This is a genomic window from Lactobacillus crispatus (assembly GCF_018987235.1).
GTDB lineage: Bacteria > Bacillota > Bacilli > Lactobacillales > Lactobacillaceae > Lactobacillus > Lactobacillus crispatus.
The window spans coordinates 1,386,862-1,409,038 of record NZ_CP072197.1; the positions used below are offsets into that span (position 1 = coordinate 1,386,862).

The 22,177-nt window shown below is 36.7% G+C and carries 25 protein-coding genes; 1 reads left to right on the forward strand and 24 read right to left on the reverse strand.

Translation table 11 applies throughout. The annotated features are described in order from the left end of the window. Position 1 precedes the first annotated feature (1 nt). The 20 genes from J6L97_RS06680 to J6L97_RS06775 form a co-directional block, all read right to left on the reverse strand. Complete coding sequence (locus J6L97_RS06680; RefSeq protein WP_057726415.1) at positions 2-697, reverse strand: 5'-methylthioadenosine/adenosylhomocysteine nucleosidase; 696 nt, start codon at positions 695-697, stop codon at positions 2-4. Positions 698-715: 18 nt separating this feature from the next. Then, positions 716-1,030 (reverse strand): hypothetical protein, encoded by a 315-nt coding sequence (locus J6L97_RS06685; protein ID WP_057726417.1) that lies wholly within the window; start codon positions 1,028-1,030, stop codon positions 716-718. A 2-nt stretch (positions 1,031-1,032) separates the two neighbouring features. Next, complete coding sequence (locus J6L97_RS06690) at positions 1,033-1,602, reverse strand: NUDIX hydrolase (protein ID WP_005724551.1); 570 nt, start codon at positions 1,600-1,602, stop codon at positions 1,033-1,035. 15 nt (positions 1,603-1,617) lie between these two features. Beyond that, positions 1,618-1,821: a cold-shock protein gene (locus J6L97_RS06695; RefSeq protein ID WP_005721332.1), complete on the reverse strand. Its 204-nt coding sequence runs from the start codon at positions 1,819-1,821 to the stop codon at positions 1,618-1,620. Next, complete coding sequence (gene ileS, locus J6L97_RS06700; protein ID WP_057726419.1) at positions 1,821-4,622, reverse strand: isoleucine--tRNA ligase; 2,802 nt, start codon at positions 4,620-4,622, stop codon at positions 1,821-1,823. The genes J6L97_RS06695 and ileS overlap by 1 nt, the downstream gene beginning before the upstream one ends. A 227-nt stretch (positions 4,623-4,849) precedes the next feature. Then, positions 4,850-5,674 carry a DivIVA domain-containing protein gene (locus J6L97_RS06705; protein WP_005718847.1) on the reverse strand — a complete coding sequence of 275 codons (825 nt, stop codon included), beginning with the start codon at positions 5,672-5,674 and terminating at the stop codon, positions 4,850-4,852. Next, positions 5,650-6,450, reverse strand: a complete 801-nt coding sequence (locus J6L97_RS06710) for a YlmH family RNA-binding protein (protein ID WP_013086159.1) — start codon at positions 6,448-6,450, stop codon at positions 5,650-5,652. Before J6L97_RS06710 ends, J6L97_RS06705 begins: the two co-directional genes overlap by 25 nt. Beyond that, the gene (locus J6L97_RS06715; RefSeq protein WP_005718845.1) at positions 6,450-6,752 is read right to left on the reverse strand and encodes a YggT family protein; all 303 of its coding nucleotides are present in this window, start codon (positions 6,750-6,752) and stop codon (positions 6,450-6,452) included. The genes J6L97_RS06710 and J6L97_RS06715 overlap by 1 nt, the downstream gene beginning before the upstream one ends. After that, a complete protein-coding gene (locus tag J6L97_RS06720) occupies positions 6,752-7,189 on the reverse strand; it encodes a cell division protein SepF (protein WP_005718844.1) in 438 nt (145 codons plus the stop codon). Before J6L97_RS06720 ends, J6L97_RS06715 begins: the two co-directional genes overlap by 1 nt. A gap of 17 nt (positions 7,190-7,206) precedes the next feature. Next, positions 7,207-8,550 (reverse strand): cell division protein FtsZ, encoded by a 1,344-nt coding sequence (gene ftsZ, locus J6L97_RS06725; protein WP_057726421.1) that lies wholly within the window; start codon positions 8,548-8,550, stop codon positions 7,207-7,209. 14 nt (positions 8,551-8,564) lie between these two features. Continuing rightward, a complete protein-coding gene (gene ftsA, locus J6L97_RS06730) occupies positions 8,565-9,926 on the reverse strand; it encodes a cell division protein FtsA (RefSeq protein WP_013086157.1) in 1,362 nt (453 codons plus the stop codon). A gap of 62 nt (positions 9,927-9,988) precedes the next feature. Beyond that, positions 9,989-10,846 carry a cell division protein FtsQ/DivIB gene (locus J6L97_RS06735; protein WP_057726423.1) on the reverse strand — a complete coding sequence of 286 codons (858 nt, stop codon included), beginning with the start codon at positions 10,844-10,846 and terminating at the stop codon, positions 9,989-9,991. A gap of 18 nt (positions 10,847-10,864) precedes the next feature. Continuing rightward, a complete protein-coding gene (murG, locus tag J6L97_RS06740) occupies positions 10,865-11,971 on the reverse strand; it encodes an undecaprenyldiphospho-muramoylpentapeptide beta-N-acetylglucosaminyltransferase (protein ID WP_023488121.1) in 1,107 nt (368 codons plus the stop codon). A gap of 1 nt (position 11,972) precedes the next feature. Then, positions 11,973-13,352, reverse strand: coding sequence for a UDP-N-acetylmuramoyl-L-alanine--D-glutamate ligase (gene murD / locus J6L97_RS06745; protein ID WP_023488120.1), 1,380 nt, complete (start codon positions 13,350-13,352; stop codon positions 11,973-11,975). A gap of 7 nt (positions 13,353-13,359) precedes the next feature. Continuing rightward, entirely contained in the window at positions 13,360-14,328 is a 969-nt protein-coding gene (gene mraY / locus J6L97_RS06750) for a phospho-N-acetylmuramoyl-pentapeptide-transferase (RefSeq protein ID WP_005718838.1), read from the reverse strand. Positions 14,329-14,334: 6 nt separating this feature from the next. Next, positions 14,335-16,494 carry a penicillin-binding transpeptidase domain-containing protein gene (locus J6L97_RS06755; protein ID WP_057726426.1) on the reverse strand — a complete coding sequence of 720 codons (2,160 nt, stop codon included), beginning with the start codon at positions 16,492-16,494 and terminating at the stop codon, positions 14,335-14,337. Next, positions 16,494-16,856 (reverse strand): cell division protein FtsL, encoded by a 363-nt coding sequence (gene ftsL, locus J6L97_RS06760; protein ID WP_023488118.1) that lies wholly within the window; start codon positions 16,854-16,856, stop codon positions 16,494-16,496. The genes J6L97_RS06755 and ftsL overlap by 1 nt, the downstream gene beginning before the upstream one ends. A gap of 13 nt (positions 16,857-16,869) precedes the next feature. Next, positions 16,870-17,817 carry a 16S rRNA (cytosine(1402)-N(4))-methyltransferase RsmH gene (rsmH, locus tag J6L97_RS06765; protein WP_013086151.1) on the reverse strand — a complete coding sequence of 316 codons (948 nt, stop codon included), beginning with the start codon at positions 17,815-17,817 and terminating at the stop codon, positions 16,870-16,872. Between the two features lie 5 nt (positions 17,818-17,822). Further along, positions 17,823-18,254: a division/cell wall cluster transcriptional repressor MraZ gene (gene mraZ / locus J6L97_RS06770; protein WP_005718833.1), complete on the reverse strand. Its 432-nt coding sequence runs from the start codon at positions 18,252-18,254 to the stop codon at positions 17,823-17,825. A gap of 170 nt (positions 18,255-18,424) precedes the next feature. Continuing rightward, positions 18,425-18,754 carry a DUF3397 domain-containing protein gene (locus J6L97_RS06775; protein WP_005718832.1) on the reverse strand — a complete coding sequence of 110 codons (330 nt, stop codon included), beginning with the start codon at positions 18,752-18,754 and terminating at the stop codon, positions 18,425-18,427. A gap of 93 nt (positions 18,755-18,847) precedes the next feature. Here J6L97_RS06775 and J6L97_RS06780 point away from each other — a divergent pair, with 93 nt between their 5' ends. After that, positions 18,848-18,973: a DUF4044 domain-containing protein gene (locus tag J6L97_RS06780; RefSeq protein ID WP_005718831.1), complete on the forward strand. Its 126-nt coding sequence runs from the start codon at positions 18,848-18,850 to the stop codon at positions 18,971-18,973. Between the two features lie 41 nt (positions 18,974-19,014). On the opposite strand, the gene mreD is transcribed toward J6L97_RS06780, so the two are convergent. From mreD to J6L97_RS06800, 4 genes are all read right to left on the reverse strand, one after another. Next, entirely contained in the window at positions 19,015-19,554 is a 540-nt protein-coding gene (mreD, locus tag J6L97_RS06785) for a rod shape-determining protein MreD (RefSeq protein WP_005718830.1), read from the reverse strand. Continuing rightward, positions 19,554-20,405 (reverse strand): rod shape-determining protein MreC, encoded by an 852-nt coding sequence (gene mreC, locus J6L97_RS06790; protein ID WP_013086149.1) that lies wholly within the window; start codon positions 20,403-20,405, stop codon positions 19,554-19,556. Before mreC ends, mreD begins: the two co-directional genes overlap by 1 nt. 45 nt (positions 20,406-20,450) lie before the next feature. After that, positions 20,451-21,455, reverse strand: a complete 1,005-nt coding sequence (locus tag J6L97_RS06795) for a rod shape-determining protein (protein WP_057726428.1) — start codon at positions 21,453-21,455, stop codon at positions 20,451-20,453. 85 nt (positions 21,456-21,540) lie between these two features. Then, positions 21,541-22,173, reverse strand: a complete 633-nt coding sequence (locus tag J6L97_RS06800) for a JAB domain-containing protein (RefSeq protein ID WP_013086147.1) — start codon at positions 22,171-22,173, stop codon at positions 21,541-21,543. Positions 22,174-22,177: the final 4 nt, after the last annotated feature.

The following is a 22,177-nucleotide window of genomic DNA, read 5'->3' on the forward strand; positions in this document are numbered from 1 at the left end:
TTTAATTCATCTTTTCTACATAATCACTAATTAACTTAGCTGCCTTAGCGCCGACTTCCTTGACAAACTTGTCAAAATCATTGTCTGCATTAGCATCCCCATTATCGGAAATTGCACGCATAGCAACCAACGGAGTTTTAAAATGACGAGCAACTTGTGCAAAAGCAGCTCCTTCCATTTCTACTCCTAAAGCTTCTGGAAAGTTTTTCTTGATTAACTCTTTTTGTTCTTTTGATTGAACAAAAGTATCTCCAGTAACAACAAGCCCTTCCTTAAAATCTACGTCTTCTTCACCTAAATATTTCTTAAATGCTTCCCTTTCAGGCGAATTCAACTTAAAGGTAGCAGGCTCTCTTGGAATCTGACCTTCTACATATTCACCGGCACTAACACAGTGAGCATCGTGATAGGCAAAATCATTTACTAAAATCACATCTTTACGATGAACATCATCTTGTAATGATCCAGCAGAACCGGTCATAAAAATTACATCAATTTTTTCTTTAGTTAGTAAACTAGTCAGATTCATAGCGGCATTCACTTTACCGATACCACTTAAACCTAAATATACATCATTGCCATTAACAGAAAAATGTTCGAATTCTGTTGATCCGAACATTTCTTTTGTTTCTGCATGGAAATGATCACGATAAAATTCAGCTTCTTCCGCCATTGGGACGATAATCGCAATCTTCAATTTATTTCCTCAGTTCCACTATAAATGAAATAGTGCTAATAGCACCAATATAATTAAAACAATCACTATCAGGATAGCACGATTCAATCTTTTTTTCAGTCTTAAAGACTTCTCTTGGCGAATCGTTTCCTTATCACTCGATTGATTATGCTGATAAAATTCTTGTCCATCCCCAGCCAGAGGGCGTCTTCTAGGTTCCTCTTCAGAGCTATCCCGCTTAAAGTCAGGATTTACATCTACTTCTTCTGAATCATTATCAGAAAAGGAAGATTTTAGCTTACTAAGTAGGCTTTTTTTCTGCCTTTTACGATAATCAGAGCGTTTTTCTACCATAACTAATCCTTATTATCGGTCTGAGCATTACGCAACATCATATTCTCCCAAACAGTAATTGCATAAATTGTCTTTGCATCAACAATTTTTCCTTCAGCCAATAAAGTTTTTAATTCATCTAAACTATACCAACTAGAAGTTAAAAATTCATCTGCATCCAGTGCCCGCTTATCAGTCAATTTAGTTAAGGTATCACAATAGAAAAGATACATCTTTTCATCACAAAAACCAGGAGAAGAATAGAATTCACTGACCTTTTCCCAGTAATCTGCGCGATAGCCACCTTCTTCATTCAGCTCACGCTTCATTGCATCAAGCGGACTTGCATCAGTGGAATCAACCAAACCAGCTGGAATTTCCAAAGTAATCTGCTTAATTGGTTCCCGCCATTGCTTTACTAACAACATCTTTTGTTCATCATTAATTGCAATAACAGCCGATGCAGGCTTATGCTTAATAACTTCTCTAGTTGCAGTTTCACCATTAGGAAGCTTAATTGTACGAACAGCCAGATCCAAAATACGTCCTTGAAAAATCTGCTGTGACGAGATTTCTGTTTCCTTTAAATCCAAAATCCCAGCTCCTTTTTAGGCTAAATAAACATTTACACATTGCAGACCATTTTTACCTTGAGCTAACTGATATTTAACTCTTTGACCTACTTGCAAAGTTTTATAGCCTTCCTCTTTAATTGCTTTATAGAAGACAAAATATGACTTATGATTACGATCATCTTCAATAAAGCCATAGCTACTGCCTTCATCAAATTGTTTTACAGTACCTAACCGCATTAGTTTTCAAATCCTTCTTGAACAGCTTCTGGGTAATCTGCTTCAACGATTTTAGCACAACGACCACAAAGCATTGGTAATTTTGGATCTACACCAATATCAGTTCTAATCATTCGGCACCGCGGACAAACTTCGCCATCAGCACGTTCCACTACGATACTTGCATTATTAAGCTTCTCCGCTTCTGCTGGAGCTTCGCCGTCAGCAATAGTTAACTTAGATACAATTAAAATTTGTCTAAAGTCAGCACCCAAATCATCCAACATTGTCTTAGTTTCTTTATCTGGGTAAATAGTTACTGCTGCTTCAAATGACTTACCAATTAGCTTCTTGTTTCTTGCGTCCTCTAAAGCCTTCAAGACATCATCACGAAGCTTCATAAATTTGCCCCAGTTTTCCAAAAGTTCATCATGGTTAGCAAATTCTTCAACCTTTGGCATATTAGCAAGTTGAACGTAATCTTCAGGTTCTTTCAAAAAGCCCCAGATTTCTTCCATAGTGTGTGGCAAAATTGGTGTTAAGATCTTAGCCAATTTAACAGCAGCATCGTAAATAACAGTTTGCATTGAGCGACGATCATGGCTGTTTTCACCATCAATGTAAAGTACATCCTTAGCAAAATCAAGATAAAATGCAGAAAGATCATTAGAAACAAAGTTGAAGACCTTCTTGAAGACAGTAGTAAAATCAAACTTGTCGTAAGCAGCAAGACAGTCTTTAACTAAGTCATTTAATTTCACTTCCATGTATTGATCAACTGAACGAAGATCAGCATAAGCAACGCGATTTTCTTTTGGATCAAACTCACTAGTGTTGGCCAACATGTAACGGAAGGTATTTCTGATCTTACGGTAACTTTCTGCAGACTGCTGCAAAATTCCCATTGAGACTGCAACATCAGAAGTAGTATCAGCTTGAGCTACCCAAAGACGAATAATTTCAGCACCCATCTTCTTAATTACATCGTTTGGTGAAATTACATTGCCAAGTGACTTAGACATCTTGTGTCCCTTATCATCAAGCACAAAGCCTTGTGATAATACTTCTTTATAAGGTGCCTTACCAGTTACTGCAACAGACGTAATCAAACTCGAATTGAACCAACCACGGTATTGGTCACTACCTTCAAGATAAAGATCAGCTGGATAGTGTAAACCATCACGTTTTTCCATTACGCCTGACCAAGATGAACCAGAGTCGAACCAAACATCAAGAATATCTTTTTCTTTAGTAAACTCGCCATTTGGTGAATGTTCTGAAGTAAAGCCTTCTGGCAACAGTTCCTTAGCTGTATGAGTGTACCAAGCATTTGAACCTTCTTTTTCAAAGATCTTGGCAATATGGTCAATCGTTTCTGGAGTAACAATTGGGGTACCGTCTTCTGCATAGAAGATCGGCAATGGTACACCCCAAGCACGCTGACGAGAAATTACCCAGTCGCCACGATCTTTAATCATGTTGTAAAGACGAGTCTTCCCCCATGAAGGAATAAAGTTAGCTTGTTCAATTTGATCCAGAATTTGATCTCTAAACTTAGAAATTGAAGCAAACCATTGAGTAGTTGCTCTGAAGACAACGGGCTTCTTAGTACGCCAATCATGTGGGTATGAGTGAGTAAAGAAGCTTAACTTGAGCAAAGCGCCAGCCTTTTTAAGCTTATCTGCTACCACCTTGTTAGCATCATCATAGAACATTCCTACAAGATCTGGATCTGGAATATCTTTAGTAAAGCGACCTTGTGCGTCCATTGGACTGAAGACCGGGATACCATACTTTTGACCAACACGGTAGTCATCTTCACCAAAACCAGTAGCGTTGTGAACTAAGCCGGTACCGTCATCATCAGTAACATAGGTGTCATTCATTACCAAACCATATTGGCCTACACCGGTCTTACCATAAAGGGGATGCTTATAAGTCATCCCATCAAAATCAGTACCTTTTAATTGTTTAAGTACTTTGTAGTCCTTCCAGCCTAAGTCTTCTGCAACGGCTGACAAACGATCTGAACCAATTACATACTTCTTACCGTCAACTTCTACTAAGGAGTAGTCAAATCTTGGATTAACGGTAATACCCACGTTACTTGGAATAGTCCAAGGAGTAGTAGTCCAAATTACTAATGAAACATCTGAATCTAAGATACCTTTACCATCTTTAATTGGAAAAGCAACATAAATTCTAGGTGATTTAATATCATGGTATTCTACTTCAGCTTCAGCTAAAGTGGATTCACTTGACCATGACCAGTAAACTGGCTTCAAGCCCTTATAAATATAACCTTTTTTATACATTTCTCCAAAGACGCGAATTTCTTGTGCTTCAAAGTCATGTTGCAAGGTAATATATGGATTATCCCAATCTGCCATAACGCCTAGACGCTTAAAATCGGCCATTTGCTTTTGAACTTGTTCTTCAGCATATTGTCGACAAAGCTCGCGATACTTAGCACGATCCATTGTCTTACGGTCAACGCCTTGCTTAGCTAATTGTTGTTCAACAGGCAAGCCATGAGTATCCCAACCTGGTACGTATGGTGCATAATAACCGTTCATATTCTTGTAGCGAACAATGATGTCTTTAGAAATCTTGTTCAACGCATGTCCCATATGAATATTACCATTAGCAAATGGAGGACCATCATGTAAATCAAAACGAGGCTTACCTTCGTTTAACTTTAATCTTTGTTCATATAACTTGTTATCTTCCCATTCTTTTTGCCATTCAGCTTCACGAACAGGTAGATTACCGCGCATCTTAAATTTAGTTTTACCTAAATTAAGAGTATCTTTGATTCTCATTAACAAAATTCCTTTCTAAAAAAGAAAGCCTCATCCTAAAATTAGGACGAGGCTAACCGTGGTACCACCTAAATTGAACTTATTATAAGTTCCACTTAACTTTGCGTAACGTGCAAATACCGTTTAGATTAATTAGGCAGCTGATCAGCTCTTAGGCTCTTATGCTAGTCTTCCACCATCACTAGCTCGCTGAATTGCCTTCAAGCTTTACTGTCAATCTAATATGCTTATTTTTTATAGTCGTCAGGAAAAACAATTGTTGGGCCTAAAGGATCTGATTTCATTTCAGGCTTAACATTAATTGTTTCATGACTTGGACTGTCCCCGGTCATTGGTTTAGGTGCAGCATTTTCTTCATTATCTGCATCGTCAGAATCATCCGGTTGATCCAACTCCAAATCATCAGGGCCTTGAGAAGAGTTTACGTCATTTTCATCATCATTGTCAACATCTTCATCTTCAACGTCTTCATCATCAGCACTTACTGGCTCCGAACCATCATCTGGATAATAACGCTCTAAGTTGAAGTAATCATCCAATGCATGTTGCCACTTTTCATCATTCAAATTATCGATTTCAGTCTGTAGCATTTCTTGAATATTACTACGAAATTCACTAACTTGCTCTTTTACACGCATATAATCCGTAGAAATAGTATCTTGTTGATGCTTTTGGAAGTTAATATTATCTTCCGCTTGCTTTTTGGCATCCGCAATAATCTGCTTAGCCTCTGCTTCTGCTTTCTCTCTAATTTCATCAGCAGTTTGTTGTGCCGAAATTAATGATTTATTTAAAGAACGCTTTTTTTCGTTATATTCATTAACTTGATCTTGATAATCATCTACTTTTTCTTGTAAATCAGTTAACTTTTTATTTAAAGAAACTACTTCATTCTTCAAGTCAACCACTTGATCAAGTGTATCACCATAATCATCAACAATCTGATCTAAGAAGCTATCTACTTCAAGACGATCATATCCATTACGACCACGCCGTTTAAATTCCTTGTTGTGAATATCCATCGGGGTCAATTGTGTTTCTTTGTCTGCCAAAGTCTGAGCACCACCTTATATTTACCTTTTCTTGTAGTCGAAACATCCTCAATCAAAATCCGACCAAAGTGTCTTAAACTCAAGACATCGTCTTCTTTAATCATTATATTAGAATCTGCTATTTCATGCCAATTTAATTTAACCAGCTGACTATTAATCATCTTTTGAATTTGACCGCGGCTTTGTCTGCTAATACCCGATAATACAGCATCAATTCGCATTGAGGCAACTATTTCCGTTTTTTCAATCGAATCATCCTCAGGAACCAAAACTTCTTTGAAGCTAATCGGTCTCAGCTTTACTTTTGCTCTGCCAATGCGGTCAATTTGCTCTTCAAAAAATTCCGTCATTTCTTTTTTAGTGAAAAACTGCCATTTTCCTTGATTATCAGTAATAATATCGCCAAAAATACTTGTATCAATACCCGAATTCGCCAAGGTACCTAAAATAACACTATGATTTATTTTAGTAAATTTTTGCGGATATTCAATTTCATACGGCTGAATCTGATAATCACTCGGTCGCAGATTAAGCCATTCTTCACTTAAATAAACTCGCTTTTTCTCTGCATTAGGATAGCCACCATACTCTTGAACAAATGCATCATTACCAACAATTGTTCTTAAAATTGCTCGTTTTCCCGGATCCAAAAAATCAGTCAAAATTGGCTCATGCTTAAAAATCAGCTGATTAAAAAGACCAGTAAAATAGTCAATTACTGGTCTTTCCTCTTGATTAAAATGTGGGTAAAACTTACTTGCCTGTCTGCGTTCCATTACACCATCATCCTCAATAAAATATCAAATATCCATCTTAAAACATAGTTTTGAATGAAATATAAGATAAATAAAGCAATAATTGGCGAGACATCAATTCCAGTTGAATAAGCTAATCTCGCAAATGGACCTTTTCGAAACAAATTTAAATATGGATTTACAACCTTGTCTAAAAAGCGACCAACAACAGAATTACTTAGCATTGGTAGCCAACTCATAATTGCATCAATCACGATCAGCAGACTATAAAGCCATAAAATCCACGTAAGTGCCAAGTAGATTAAATTTAATATATTAACCATTAGCTTAAATTGTCTTTCTTATCCACTAAATCACTAATTTTGCCATCAGTAACAAACTTTGGTGGAGTTGCTAAAAAGATTTTATCACCAATACGTTGGATTTCACCATTTAATGCATATACAGTACCCGTGATGAAATCAACAATCCGACGTGCTGAACTGTCTTCCATTCTGCTAAAATTAATCACTACTGCTTTATTATTTAATAAATTTTGTGCAACATCCTTAGCATCGGAATATACCCGTGGTTCATATAAAACAATCTTGCTTTTAGCCGAATTCAAGCCTGATTTAATTGAAACCACATTATCGCGATTAACTGAGTTCAGAGGCAAGTCTTCATTTTCATTTTTAGTCTGTGAGGCATATTCTTCGTCATTTTCTAATTCATCATCATTAGAAATTCCGAAAAATCTTCCTAATTTATCAAAAGCCATTTATACTACCTCCAAAACTAGTTTTCACTACGATGTTTAAAAAATGGAATATCACTGTTATCGTCACTATCGTCCTGAGCGCTAGTTTCAATTTGAGAAATACTATCCTGGTCTTCATCACTAAAAGTATCAAAACCCTCATAATCTTTCTTAGGCTCAGTAGGTTGGGTATTTCTTCTTTGATTGTCTTCGCTATCATTTAGTCCCCAAACACTGGTTGGATCAACCATCGTTTGCTTAGGCTGCTCAGGTTCTTGTTTTTCAGCAGCAGGCTGAACTGTTTGTGGTCGATCAACTGGTTGCTTAGGTTCTTCAGCCTTAGGAGCTTCTTCTTTTTCTTTAACTGGTTGAGCCTTAATTTGGTGGCTACGACCTGGTAATTGCTTAGAAGCAGCTTCTTCAGCCTTAGAATCAATTCCAGTAGCGATTACAGTTACTACCACCTCATCGCCCAAGTTAGGATTAATTGAAGTACCGAAAATAATGTTTACATCGTCACCAGCAGCCTTAGAAACAATCTCTGAAGCATCTTGAGCCTCAAATAATGTAAGGTCAGGTCCACCAGTAATGTTAAGTAACACTTGCTTAGCACCATCAATAGAAACTTCTAATAATGGTGAAGAAATCGCCAGCTTAGTAGCTTCAACTGTTCTATTTTCACCGCTAGCACGGCCAATTCCCATTAAAGCTGCACCTTGATTTTCCATTACAGTCTTCACATCAGCAAAGTCCAAGTTTACGTAGTCAGTTGAAGTAATCAAATCAGAAATACCTTGAACACCTTGCTTCAAGACATTATCAGCTTCCTTGAAGGCATCCATCATAGGAGTCTTCTTGTCAACCATTTCAAGCAAACGATTGTTAGCTATAATAACCAAAGTATCAACATATTGCTTTAGCTGAGTAATACCTTCTGCAGCGTTTTTAGAGCGCTTAGGGCCTTCAAAACTGAATGGACGTGTAACTACGCCTACAGTTAATGCGCCCGTCTCACGCGCAATTTTTGCCACTACAGGAGCCGCACCAGTACCGGTACCGCCACCCATACCAGCAGTAATAAAGATCATATCTGCACCCTTAAGTGCATCTTCAATCGTTTGTTCACTCTCTTCTGCAGCTTTTTGTCCTACTTCAGGATGTGAACCAGCACCCAACCCACGGGTCAACTTAGGCCCTAGTTGAATCTTGTTTTCAGCTTTGTTGCTGTTCAAAGCCTGAACATCAGTGTTTGCTGCAATAAAAGAAACACCTTGTACGCCATCGTCAATCATTCGGTTAACAGCATTGCCGCCGGCACCACCAACACCAATTACTTTGATGACAGCATTCTTATTGTCGTCTGAATCGAATGTAAAATCCATTAAATTAACCACCTTTAATCAAAGAATTTCTTAAAGAAACTCTTCAAGCTATTAGTTTTTTCTTGCTTAGTATTATTTTCATCGTCTGGCGCAGATTCTGTTCTGGCAGACATTTTGCTTCTATTATAAGCTTCTTTGGCTTCACTTTCACTATTAGAAGTCGTACTTTTAGAAATCTTGGTACTTTTTGGCTGAGAAACGGGGTCTTCCACAGCGGGTTCACCAAAACCATAGATTACGCCATTAACAAGATAGTCAACTTCAGACATCTTATATGAATAGTGGACGATACCATAAGCAGCTGTATAAATCGGATTACGCATACCAATTTGATCTGGTTCATAAATTCGGGCCTTAACATTTAACCCATTAGCAGTCAGACTATCAATTCCTTGTAATAGGCTACTACCACCTGTAATCACAATACCACCTGGTTGCTTCAATGCATTATGCTTAACTAAACCTTTTCCTAAACGAGTCAAAATTTGTTCTAAGCGTGCATTAATAATTTCACTAAGATATACTTCGTCAACCATTTGCTGACTATTTGCACCAACACTATTAATAGCAAATTTATCGTTTTTTGAGGCAAATTGTGGATCCGCAAATCCATAGTCCAACTTAATTTGTTCAGCGTCCTTTTTCGAAATACTTAAAACAGCAGAGATATCATTAGTAATATCGCTTCCGCCTTCTAAATCGATGTTGGCATACTTAATTTGGCCATTTTTAATAACAGTTGCCGTACTTACGCCACCACCAAGATCGATAATTACCGAACCAAAAGTTTTTTCACTTTCATTCAATGCTACACTTGAAATTGCTAAAGGCGTTGGCACAAAGAAATTATTATGATAACCGGCTCTTTCAATAGCCTTCTTGATATTGTGCAAAGGACTAGTAGGTGCAGTTAATAAAATTCCACTAACACCCAAGGAACGTGCAATCATTTTTCTTGGATCATCAACTTCAGTTTTACCATCAATCAAAAAGCGACTCGGCAAAAATGTAATTGCTTCACGATCATCCTTAGCTGCTGAATGAATCGCAGATCTAATCGTTCTTTTTACATCATCATTATTTACTTCTTGCCCTTGTTCACCAACATTAGCAAAACCAGTTGCAGTTTCCAGTTGTAACATCCCTACCGGAATTCCTGTAACTACACTATAAATCTTGGCGTTTGTTTTTTCTGCTACACCTTTTAATGCACGACTAATTGCACTAGCAGTTTGATCAATATCTACTATTTGACCGTGTCGCATTCCTGAATTTGGCGTTGTAACTGCACCGATAACCTTACCAGAATCTGCAACAACGGCTTTTACACTTGTGGTTCCTATATCTAAACCCACTAAAAGATTTGAATTCTCCAAAATTAAGCCCCCATTAATATTTGCCTTGAAAAAATTCTAACATAAATAAACTTGCAAAACAGCTACGATATGCCATAAGCTTTCTTTTCACTAGAAGTTAATGGTCTACTAAATGCACCTATTTCTAAATCAATAAGGCTATGTTTACCAGCTTTAATTCTAATAGAATCATAATATTTTAGTTTGCTATTCAAAGTAGCAGTATTGCCAATCACTACATTACCGTCCTTCATTACTAAAATAATTTGTGAATTTCGTCTGGTATTCCCACTTAATAATTTTACCTGATTTTTAAATGAATTAGGTAAACTGTTAAATAACTTTAAATCATTTTTTAATTCATCTGATTTATTATAGCCAACAAAAATAGGTTTATCTTGGTTCACTTTTGTCCAAGGTAGAGCTCTCGTACCTATTTTTCCATTATCCAAAATCTTTCGGTAAGAATCACCATCTTTTAAGTAGCCCACGGTTTTACGTTCATTAATTTGTAAAATCAATTGATTAATATGACCTAAATGAACTTGTGCACTTTGAATTTCTGGATATTTTTGGGATAATCTTTGACTCAAATCTTTTTGTTGAAACAAGTAATCAAAAACTTTATCGCTAGCCTTGATCTTGGATACCTTAACAATTTCTTTAGCAGGTAAATGCTCTGCACCAATTATTTTAACAGTACTGATATTCGCTAAAGGTGAAATATAGTATCCTAAACCAGCTATCGCCAAAACTGAAACCGTCATTATCAGACCTAGCCTACGTCGTAATGATCGTCGTCTTTCTGCCTGTAAATTTGAGAGTGAGGCAGAAATCTTGGTCTGCGATTTTCGACTATTCCTTTGTTGGTTAAATTCATGATTCAAGTACGGAGACAACTCTTTTCTTGGATCAATCTTAGTTACTGGCTTTTTTGCCATCTGCCTCACCTACTTTTCTTAGCGTGAAATCTCTTCCATTACTTTAATTACTTGATCAGATGCATCAGGAACACCCAGTGCTTTAGAAGCCTTACTCATTTCTGTAGCATACTTTTCATCAAGTAAAATATGATCAATTGAAGAAACAAAATTATTTGGATTCAAGTCATCTTCTGGAATAACTAAGGCTGCACCTGCTTTTTCAAGATCGAGTGCATTTTTCATTTGGTGATTATGAGTTACGTTAGGACTAGGAATCAAAATAACGGGTACACCTAATGCAGTAAATTCTGCAATACTTGTTGCACCAGATCTTGAAACAACACAAGTCATTTCTGGCAATAGACCTGGCATGTTTTTAATGTATGGCAAAACTTTAATATTATTACCAATATCAACATTCTTAATTTTTTCTTGTACCTTATCAAAATAAAAAGTACCTGTTGCCCAAATAATTTGATATGGCTTTTGCTTTAGCGTCATTAATGACTTAAGCATAATTCTGTTAATTGCTAATGCTCCACGGGACCCACCAAATACTAAAACAGTTGGCATTTTTGGATTTAATCCCCATGTTTTTTCAAGATCAATTTTTTCTTCGTGCAAGCTTAAAACTTGTTGTGACCGTGGATTACCTGTCTTAACTAGTTTCTTCTTTTCTGAGAATTCCTTTGCAGCATCATCAAATGTATAACAAATTTTATCCACATAATGACCCAAAAATTTATTAGCTAATCCAACCACTGAATTAGATTCATGAATCATTGTTGGAATATGCATTTTAGCTGCTTCATAAACCATAGCACCGCTAACGTAACCACCTGTACCTAAAACGACATCTGGTTTAAAGTCCCGTAAAATTTGGCGTGCGCTTTTAGTAGCTTGTAAAAATAGCTTGATAGTCTCAAAGTTTTTTAACGGATGTTTACGGTTAAAGCCTTGAATCTTAATTGTTTTAAAGTTAACACCGGCTGCTGGAACAATTTTTGATTCCAATCCTTTTTGTGTACCTACAAATAAGATTTCATCGTTTTTACTAATACCGCGTTCTTTCAAACGTTCAATAATTGCCATAATTGGGTAAATGTGACCGCCTGTACCGCCACCTGTAAAAATAACTCTCATTTTATTTAGTCTTTAATTCCTCAACAAATCTAACAAAGTAATCGCCACGTTCTTCAAATGTTCTAAATTGATCCCAAGAAGCACATGCTGGTGAGAACAATAGTACATCGCCTGGTTCAACTAATTCCCAAGCACGAGGAACGGCCTCTTGTAGTGTATTAACAATTACAATGTCCTTAATTCCTGCTTTTCTAGCTGCGTCAGCTAACAAATATCTAGTTTCACCATAAAGAACAATTGACTTAACATGTTTTTTAAATAATGGTACCAAATCATCAAAAGTGAAGCCACGGTCTAACCCACCAGCAATCAATACTTCCGGTTGCTTAAATGATGGAATAGCTACAGTTGCTGCTTCAATATTAGTTGACTTAGAATCATTATAAACCTTGCAGCCATCAAGTGTTGTTACATATTGCAAACGATGCTTAGCGCCAGTAAAGGTGCTCAATACTGCGGCGATATCATCATTATCAGCGCCCATAATTTTAGAAATTGCAATAGCGACTAAACTATTTTGCAAATTATGAATACCTGGTAATTTAATATCAGAAATCTTCATAATCTTTTCGTTTTGACTTTCAAGATATTCATCGCCAATGAAATAATCAGCATTATGATCTGTCTCAGAAAAAGTTTGCATTTTAGCTAGTGAAACTTCTTTTTCCTTAGCCAAAATATCTTTTTGATCATAATTAGCAATAAAGTAATCATTACTGTTTTGCGTTCTAGTTACATTCAACTTTGCATTGACATAATTTTCAAAAGTCTTGTGATAATCTAAGTGGACGTTGTTGTAAATATCAACAATCGCTGCAACTTTAGGATCAATATCAGTTACACCCAAAAGCTGGAAACTAGAAATTTCAACTACTAAAATATCATCCTTAGTTGCCTTAGGTACAACTTCAGAAATCGGTACGCCAATATTACCAACTGCATAAGCATGATGACCAGATTTTTGCAAATGATGGTCCAAAATTCTTTGTGTCAGCATTACCGTAGTAGTTTTTCCATTTGAACCAGTCACACAAACATAGGGAGCATCACTACAACTTAAGGCAACTTCTGGTTCAGTAATAATCGGGATATTCAACTCCTCAGCTTTTTGAACCATCGGATTTTCATAGGGAATACCTGGATTTTTAACTAAATAATCAAAATGTTCTTTTTCAAGCAAATCAACTGGATGATGACCGCCAATTACGCGTACGCCGCGACTTTTCAATTCTTGTGCCTTAGCATTTTTCTCCAAATCAGCTTTATCATTTAAAGTTAAATTTGCTCCTAATTGCAAAAGGAGTTCGCTAACAGCAAAACCACTTTTACCCAAGCCTAGAACCAAAATGTTTTTATTATTATAAGTTTTAATATCCTTCATTTTATGATTATCCCCAAATTACTAAATACAAAATACTGCCAATTAATCCAACTAACCAGAAGACAATATCTACTTTCCATTCTGACCAACCCAACATTTCAAAGTGGTGATGGATAGGTGTCATCTTAAAAATACGCTTACCCGTAGTTTGGAAAGAAATTACTTGTAAAATTACACTAGCAGTTTCACAAACAAAAACAATCCCAACTAACAATAATGACCAGGGACGGTTAAGCATAATACTGATTGTTGCTAAACCGCCACCTAAAGCAAGTGAACCAGCATCACCCATGAAAATTTTAGCCGGCTTATGGTTAAAAATAAAGAAGGCAATTAAACCACCAATTACACTCATACAAAAGGCCAAAACAGCAAAATTCTTTTGTTTGAATGCGATATAGGCATATGTACCATATGCTACAACTGATAAACCTGTTGCTAAACCATCAAGACCATCGGACAAGTTAACAGCATTTGAAAAACCAACCAGCCAAAAAATAATAAATGCCACAAATAAAACTAAGCTATGGACAACCCCAGCAAAAGGAATATATAACCCAAATTGAAAATGATCACTTGTAGCAATCAAGACAATTAAAATTGCAATTATAATCTGTAATGCTAATTTTTGCCATGCACGCAAGCCTAAATTACGTTTGAAGTAAAGCTTAATACCATCATCAAGGAAACCGATAATACCGTAGCCTAAGAGACTGATTACCAAAATCCAAACAACTTTATTCAAGCTGTGCTGCATAGCAGCTACCCAAATAACAGAAATAACTGCTGCAATTACAAAAACGGTCCCACCCATTGTAGGTGTGCCAGACTTTTTTTGATGCCATTTAGGACCTTCATCACGAATTTCTTGTCCTTCGTGATGTGACCGCATAAATTTAATCAACAATGGAATAAAGATCACTGTCAAAACCAGTGAACTAACTAGGGCAATACAACTTGCCAACATCATATTCATTCTGAGTTACTCCTTTAACTTAATGTTTAATTTTCTTCCAGCTTTTAATTCTGTTCCTTTAGCCACGCTTTGACTCGCAACAGTGCCGGTACCTTTTATGCTTAACTTAATATCTGTCAAACTAGCAAATTGGTGTAAATCACTATAAGTCCATCCCGTCATATCAGGACAAATGATTTTTCCTGAAGTATTGACAAAAATCTTAGACCCAGACTCTAACTTTTCGCCACTCTTAACTCCTTGATTGCTAATCCGATCACCGCTACCAATTTTAACCAAATTAAGTCCTAATTGCTTAGTTTGACTTTCAGCTTGTGCAACGGTTTTAGTTTTTAAGTTTGGTACTTTTACAGTAGTTGATACATCATCATTTTTAGCAATCGAAATGATTCTCTGCATCATCGGTTTGAAAATTGAAGCCAAAATCTTTTCAGCTCCGCCTCCAATTAAGTGTGGTTGCTTAATTGTCAAATAAATACAGTAACGTGGTTTACTTGCTGGATAAATACCAACAACAGAGAAAATATAATTACTATCACCCTTTAGATAACCTCCACCTTTAGGGTTAGCAATCTGCGCAGTCCCCGTCTTAACAGCAATATCGGCGTTTCCCATCTTATAAGCAGAACCAGTTCCTGATTGCTTATTAAGTACCTTTCTCATGTTAGCCACAATTACTTTTCTGGTTTTAGCACTATATACTGGAGTACCAACTTTTTTAATCTGATAGCCTTGAATTGTATTGCCATCAGAGTCAGTAATTTTATTAACCAACTGTGGCTTTACCATTTGACCATTATTAGCCAAAGAACTATAAGCTTGCATCATTTGCATTACATTCACAGTAACGCCTTGACCAAAAGCAGTAATTGCTTGGTCAACTGGTGTTTTAAACGAAATCATCCCCGGCTGCTCACCTGGAAGACTGACTCCCGTCTTTTCACCAATTCTGAACTTCCTCAAGTACTTCTTCCAAGTCTTAGCACCCATCTTTTGTTCTAACTTAACAAAACCAGTGTTACTTGAACGTTCAAAAGCTTGAGAAAATGGAATTGTGCCCCAACCTGAAGTCAGCCAGTCATGGATAGTCGAACCAGCAATATTAACAGAACCAGACCGGTAATACTCATTAGGGTTGTAATTGCCACTGTTGACTACTGCAGCGAATGACAAAATCTTGAAAACTGATCCTGGTTCATAAGTATCTTGCACCAAGATATCCCGATACGACTTAGTTAATCCCTTCATAGTTTGAGGATTAAAAGTAGGGCGTTGAGAAGCTGCCAAAATTTTCCCAGTCTTCATGTCTTCAACTGTAGCAGTAATTGATGTTGGTCGGTAAGTTTTCTGTACTTCACTTAAGCGAGTCTCAAGCAAACTCTGCAACTGAGAATCTAGTGTTAAATACAAGTTGTTTCCATTTTTAGCAGGCTTATAAACCTGATTACTATTTGGAAGCTGATATTCAGATGCATCTACCGAAGAAATCCGGTAACCATCTGTCCCAGTCAAAGTCTTATTGAAATAGGCTTCAATTCCCATAGTTCCGACTAAGTTTTGTGCATTAGTCTTTTTATTCCAAATTGGTTGAGCCAATCCAACAGTATGTGATGCAAAAACACCATTGGGATACAATCTAGATGGTGTTTCCAAGAACTTAATTCCTGGTAATTTCATTGCTTCAATCTTTTTCTTTTGCCGCAATGTCAGTCCACTACCACCTGTCCCAAATTGTACCTGAAAGACCTTCTTTTTTGGGGTTAAATATTGGTAAATTTTTTCCGCAGGCAATGGTAAAACCTGTGCCAGCTTTTCAGCTGTCTTGGTTTTATTCACTACATACTCAGGTTTATTCTTATAGTTGATCGAAGTCTTATCTAAAATCGCATAAACCGTATACAAATGCGAATCTTCCGCAATTGTTAATCCATTTCGATCATAGATAGTCCCTCGCGTGGCCTTAATTACCTGATTGCGCTTATAAAGCTGCTTGGTACGCTGTGATAAATTTTGACCATTAACTGTCTTGGATATTCCGATATATAAAAATCTAGCCGTAAATACAAGAAAAACCAAAGCCACGGCCATTTGGAGAAATCTCCCCACCGTAAAGCGGTAGCCGTGGGCTTTGGATTTTTGTAATTTTAAATTACTGTTTTTTTTCATTAACGAATCGTCCTAATATTTTTGTTAATTAGAGTTAATCCTTTTTCACGTGCAATTTTATTTAAACGTGAAGTAGAGGTCAACTCCCCAATCTCTTGACGTAAATCGGTAATCTTATTCTGTTCCTTAGCAACTGTTTGTTGAGTTCTAGTCAAATCATGTTGAGCCGAAGTTGCAGAAATACTAGAAGAAACTAGAAAGATCATCATGCCCAACGTAATGACGCTTCCAATAATCATCAAAGCTTTTTCTATGCCACTATAAGGAACTTTACGCGGATCAAGGATAATTCGTTGTCGTCTTTGCGAACCATTTCTACTACTTGGTTCATATTCAATTTTTCTTGCTGAGCTATCAGCCATAACATTTTCCTCTTTATAACTTCTCTGCAACCCGTAGTTTTGCACTGTGTGAGCGGTTGTTGTTCTCTAACTCAGAAGTAGAGGCTACAATTGGTTTGTGATTTACCAAACGTAGCGTTGGCTTCATACCGTCCGGTATAAATGGCATTCCTCTTGGCACCTCAACTTCTGAATACTTCTTAAAAATCCTTTTAACGATCTTGTCTTCATGAGACTGAAACGTAATTACACTGATTCGACCACCTGGACGCAATATCTTAATTGCTTCCTCTAGCGAAGCTTGTAAAACATCAAGTTCGTGATTAACAGCGACCCGCAAAGCTTGAAAACTCTTCTTTGCCGGGTGCCCTCCAGTCCTTCGTGCATACGCAGGAATCGCATCTTTAATCACATCAACTAATTCAAAAGTCGTTGCAATTGGCTTTTCCCGTCGTCTTTCTACGATTCTGTGAGCAATTTGACGAGAAAACTTTTCATCGCCATATTGATACAAAATATCTGCCAGTTCTTTTTGACTTAAAGTATTAACTAACTGATAAGCATCTAAGTCCTGACTTTGATCCATCCTCATATCTAATCGCGCATCATAACGATATGAAAAACCGCGATCTGCTTGATCAAATTGAGGGGAAGATACACCTAGGTCATAGTAAATGCCATCTATTCCATCTGAGTAACCCAGTTTTACCAGGTCCTTTTCCAGATTACTAAAGTTGTCATGTACCAATTCTAACCTTGGCTCACTATCCGGTTGTAATAAATTCGCAAAGTTCAACTTCGCCGATTTTATCGCATATTCATCTTGGTCAAAACCTACAAGCGTACCGGTGTCAATTTTGCTGAGCAAATATCTAGCGTGTCCACCACCGCCAAAAGTTGCATCTACATAAAGACCACCGTTTTTTGGTTTCAAATTGTCGATAGTTTCGTGTAAGAGTACACTGGTGTGTTTGAATTTCATATTTTTTATAGTTCAATGTCGTCCAAATTTTCAGCAATATCATCATAGTCTTCGTTAGCTTCTTCTTCAAAACTAGTCCAACGTTCTTTTGACCAAATTTCAATTCGATCAGAGACACCAATGATGACACATTCTTTAATGAGTTTGGCATGCATTTTCAACGTTGTTGTCAGATTAACGCGACCTTGCTTATCAAACTCACATTCCATCGCACCAGAGTAGAATAAACGCATAAATTTACGTGTATTCCTCTTAGTCAACGGAAGTTTTGCTAATTTAGCTTCAATCTTCGACCACTCCTCCATCGAGTAGCCAAAAATGCAGCCTTCCATTCCTCGCGTGAATATCATCTTGTCGCCAATCTGATCGCGAAGTTTCGCTGGTATAATCAGGCGACCCTTGCTATCAAGATTGTGGTGATATTCACCCATGAACATGGTCTAGCCCCCTTCCACTAAATAATTTACCACAATTCCCCACTCTCTACCACATTCATAAGAAAAAAATACAGATTTTTAAATTTCTTTTTTATTGTGATTTTTCAAAATAAAAAAAAGTCACAAAATATTGAAATTTTGCGACTTAAGCATATACAAGTAATTTTATTTTATAACACTAGCATCAATAAAAGTCCGATATACCAGAAAACAGTACAGGCAGTCAAATAATCCCATAATTTTCTAACTGTTTTTCCTAAAGAAATATTTTTATTTCTAATCGCATCGTTCAGCGACACAACAATCACTAATACAAAATAGCATAAAAAACCATAAGGTAAAAAAGAAGGTTTATTCATATGTAAAGTAATTAATCCACAAGCTGAAAGAAAGAAAAATGGCATAACATCGTACCCTCTAAACTGTGCTTTAGGGAAAATTTTATTGATAAAAAAAGCAACTACTAAGCCAATAATTGGAATTAGGAAAATATAAAGCATAAGCATTCCTCCATTCTTTTTATTCTAAACTATAATTGATTTGAAAAAAACCGTTAATAAGCATAAAATATTGTTCAAATAGGAGGGCTGTTTATGGCACGAAAAAAGAAAAAGAAATCAGGTTTTCAAAAATTAACTATTGCAATGGCTTGGATCATGGCAATTATTACTTTAGCAGCTGTTATTGCTCAAGCTGCTATCTCACTTCAAAGTTTTTAAGGATTAAAAAGACGCGAAAGAAAAAATCTTCCGCGTCTTTTTTAAACTCGATAAGCGTTTAAATCAATTAAGAATGGATAATCCTGAGCTAAATTGCCCCAAATCCAATACAAGAGAAAAAAGAAGACAACTGCCCAACCTAAACTGACTAAAATGCTCATTAATAATACGTGTGCTGATGCAGCACTAATACCCACCATATTAAAAATGAGCCAACTATACGCAACAAAAACTGCAGTTCCTAATAAAACGACAATTAATCTAGCCCATAACATTTCCGGTAAAAAACGAGCTGTTTTTTGACAGATCCAGCAACTTGCAGGTAGGAAAACTGTATAAACACCGATAATGCCATAAAAATAGATATCAGCAACAATTCCTGCACCTAATGCTAACCAAATTTCATTATCATTAGTATCATCAAACAGACCAATCAACATTACACTGATTGGCAAAATGACGCTTGACGCTGCAAAGTTGTCATAAGTCATAAACTGATGTAAGTAAAGTGCACATACACCGTCTACTACCAATGCAATAAATAAGCCAATTGCCAAAACCCATTTTCGAAACGTAGACATTAATTAGCCACCTGTCTTTCAATTACAGTTACAACAGATGGATCACTAATATCACCTGCTGGTTTAATTCTAATCTGATCAGATAGACCAAATGAATCACGAGTTGTCGTAGTAACTGTCCCAATTAACAAGCCTTTTGGTGAGTTACCGCCCATACCACTAGTATAAACTCTCGTGCCGGCCTTCAGTTTGCGACCATCAACCACCTGTGTAAAGGCAAGATAATTATTGGAAGTAACTGTAATAATACCATGTACTGTTTTTCCATTCGCAGCATCCGCTTGAACAGAGAAGCGATTAGCCGACTCATCAGTAGTAGTAAGTAATTCCACCTTGGAAGAAGCAGCATTTGCTTCTACAATTCGACCAATAACACCGCCATCGCACATGACAGCCATATTCTTTTTAATTCCAGCTGAACTTCCTTTATTAATCACTAATAAATCTGACCATGTATCAGGCGACCGAGAAATAACAGAGGCGTTGACCATGGTATAGCCACTTAACGTATCTTTTAATTTCAATGCAGACTTCAATTGCCTATTTTCTTTTTCAAGAGCTGAATTGCGAGCCTTCGTCTGGCCTAAATTAGTAACTTCTCGCTTTAGATGATTGTTTTCTTCTTGCGTATTTAAAATATCATGAACACTATTTAATCCGCCTGACACGAGCCCTACTGGTACATCAACAATTCTAGTACCTAAAGCAACGACATCGTTACCCAAGCTTTGAATCAGTAAAGGTGTATTGCGCCTATTGCGCAAGCTAACACTCCCACCCAAAACGGCTAAAATAACAACTATTATAATAAATGCTGATAATAACTTTTTATTTTGCAGAAATTTTTTCATTAAGAATTGATCCTATAGAAAAACCGGCAACAGCCGGCTTTTTTATTATTTGCGACTTCTACGCATTACTTCAATATTCTTGAGTGATTCACCAGTACCAATTGCTACACAATCAAGTGGATCTTGAGCAATAAACACAGGAACCTTAGTTGCTTCAGAAATAACTTCTGGCAAATTCTTCAAGAGTGCACCACCACCAGTTAAAACAATACCATGATCAATAACATCGGCAGCAATTTCTGGTGAAGTTTGTTCCAAAGTCTCCTTAATAGCTACGATAATGTCTTGAACTACATCTTGAATAGCCTTGGCAACATCAACTGCTTCAATATCAACAGATTTTGGTAAACCAGTTACTAAATCACGACCACGAATATTCATTGATTCAATTTCTTTAGCCTTTTCAACTGAAGCTGAACCAATTTGAATTTTAATGTCTTCTGCAGTTCTTTCACCGATTAATAAGTTAAAGTTTGAGTGAACATAGTTAACAATCGCATTATTAAACTCATCACCGGCTTGACGAATTGAAGTTGATGAAACGATTCCACCTAATGAAATTGTAGCAACATCAGTAGTACCACCACCGATATCAACAACCATTGAACCAGTAGGGTCCATAACTGGAAGACCAGCACCGATTGCAGCTGCAAATGGTTCTTCAATTACAAATGCTTCACGAGCACCTGCAACTCTAGCTGCATCAATTACGGCACGCTTTTCAACTTCAGTAACACCTGAAGGAACACATACCATTACTGAAGGCTTGGAATTACCAACAGTCTTTTCCATAAAATATTTAAGCATTGCTGCAGTAGTATCGTAATCAGCGATTACACCGTCCTTCATTGGACGAATAGCTACAATGCTGCCTGGTGTTCTACCAATCATTTCTTTTGCTTCTGAACCAACGGCGATTACTTCGCCTGTTTGTGTATTCTTTGCTACTACTGAAGGTTCTCTAAGAACAATGCCCTTACCTTCCATATAAACAAGTGTATTGGCTGTACCTAAATCGATACCAATATTCTTTGTACCTAATCCAAACACAAAAATCTCTCCTTAACTGTTGCGGTCTCTAAATCTTGACTAATTATAGCATACTATAACTTTAAAGGCGCCTTTCACACAAATTTTAAAGAACTTTAAAACAATTTTTCTCACGCAAACTTAAATATTGACCTTCTCCCACGATAAAATGGTCTAAGAAATCAATTTTCATCATTTTTGCAGCTTGACGTAAACTTTCAGTTAATTCCAAGTCACTTGCAGATGGCGTTAATTTACCACTAGGATGATTATGAGCAATAAAAATTCCAGAGCAGCCATAAATAACTGCCCACCGAAAAATTTCCCGCGGATGAGCAATTGATCTATTCAAAGTCCCTTGAAATAGTTTCTTCTCAGCAATAATGTGGTTGCTATTGTCAATATACAATGCCCACAATTCTTCCTGCTTGTGTCCTATCAGCTTATCAGCTAAATACGTACCTACTTCAATGCTAGATGTCAAAATTGTCTTTCTCTTAGGTGAAGCGCAGCGCAAACGATCTAGTACTGCCTCAGCCGTAATAGCAAGTTCATCCGAGCATTCTGAACTGGTAATAAACTTTAATAGATCATTAAACGAATTTAACCCTGCGTTTTTCAGAAAAACATTTAAGTCCTGCAACGTATGAATTCCTTTATTTTCTAGTTGTTCAAATAATTGTGTCAATAGCTCTAAATCTGTTTTGACAAAGTAATGATTTGGTTTTCTTTTTAACATAAAA

Coding starts and splice junctions, on each gene's coding strand:
- J6L97_RS06685 (WP_057726417.1), bottom strand. CDS start 1,030: ATGGTAGAAAAACGCTCTGATTATCGTAAAAGGCAGAAAAAAAGCCTA.
- murG (WP_023488121.1), bottom strand. CDS start 11,971: ATGAGAGTTATTTTTACAGGTGGCGGTACAGGCGGTCACATTTACCCA.
- murD (WP_023488120.1), bottom strand. CDS start 13,352: ATGAAGGATATTAAAACTTATAATAATAAAAACATTTTGGTTCTAGGC.
- J6L97_RS06800 (WP_013086147.1), bottom strand. CDS start 22,173: ATGTTAAAAAGAAAACCAAATCATTACTTTGTCAAAACAGATTTAGAG.
- ftsL (WP_023488118.1), bottom strand. CDS start 16,856: ATGGCTGATAGCTCAGCAAGAAAAATTGAATATGAACCAAGTAGTAGA.
- J6L97_RS06780 (WP_005718831.1), top strand. CDS start 18,848: ATGGCACGAAAAAAGAAAAAGAAATCAGGTTTTCAAAAATTAACTATT.
- J6L97_RS06715 (WP_005718845.1), bottom strand. CDS start 6,752: ATGGTTAATATATTAAATTTAATCTACTTGGCACTTACGTGGATTTTA.
- rsmH (WP_013086151.1), bottom strand. CDS start 17,817: ATGAAATTCAAACACACCAGTGTACTCTTACACGAAACTATCGACAAT.
- J6L97_RS06710 (WP_013086159.1), bottom strand. CDS start 6,450: ATGGAACGCAGACAGGCAAGTAAGTTTTACCCACATTTTAATCAAGAG.
- J6L97_RS06695 (WP_005721332.1), bottom strand. CDS start 1,821: ATGCGGTTAGGTACTGTAAAACAATTTGATGAAGGCAGTAGCTATGGC.
- ftsZ (WP_057726421.1), bottom strand. CDS start 8,550: ATGGATTTTACATTCGATTCAGACGACAATAAGAATGCTGTCATCAAA.
- mraZ (WP_005718833.1), bottom strand. CDS start 18,254: ATGTTCATGGGTGAATATCACCACAATCTTGATAGCAAGGGTCGCCTG.
- ileS (WP_057726419.1), bottom strand. CDS start 4,622: ATGAGAATCAAAGATACTCTTAATTTAGGTAAAACTAAATTTAAGATG.
- mraY (WP_005718838.1), bottom strand. CDS start 14,328: ATGAATATGATGTTGGCAAGTTGTATTGCCCTAGTTAGTTCACTGGTT.
- J6L97_RS06775 (WP_005718832.1), bottom strand. CDS start 18,754: ATGCTTTATATTTTCCTAATTCCAATTATTGGCTTAGTAGTTGCTTTT.
- mreC (WP_013086149.1), bottom strand. CDS start 20,405: ATGAAAAAATTTCTGCAAAATAAAAAGTTATTATCAGCATTTATTATA.
- J6L97_RS06755 (WP_057726426.1), bottom strand. CDS start 16,494: ATGAAAAAAAACAGTAATTTAAAATTACAAAAATCCAAAGCCCACGGC.
- mreD (WP_005718830.1), bottom strand. CDS start 19,554: ATGTCTACGTTTCGAAAATGGGTTTTGGCAATTGGCTTATTTATTGCA.
- J6L97_RS06720 (WP_005718844.1), bottom strand. CDS start 7,189: ATGGCTTTTGATAAATTAGGAAGATTTTTCGGAATTTCTAATGATGAT.
- J6L97_RS06735 (WP_057726423.1), bottom strand. CDS start 10,846: ATGGCAAAAAAGCCAGTAACTAAGATTGATCCAAGAAAAGAGTTGTCT.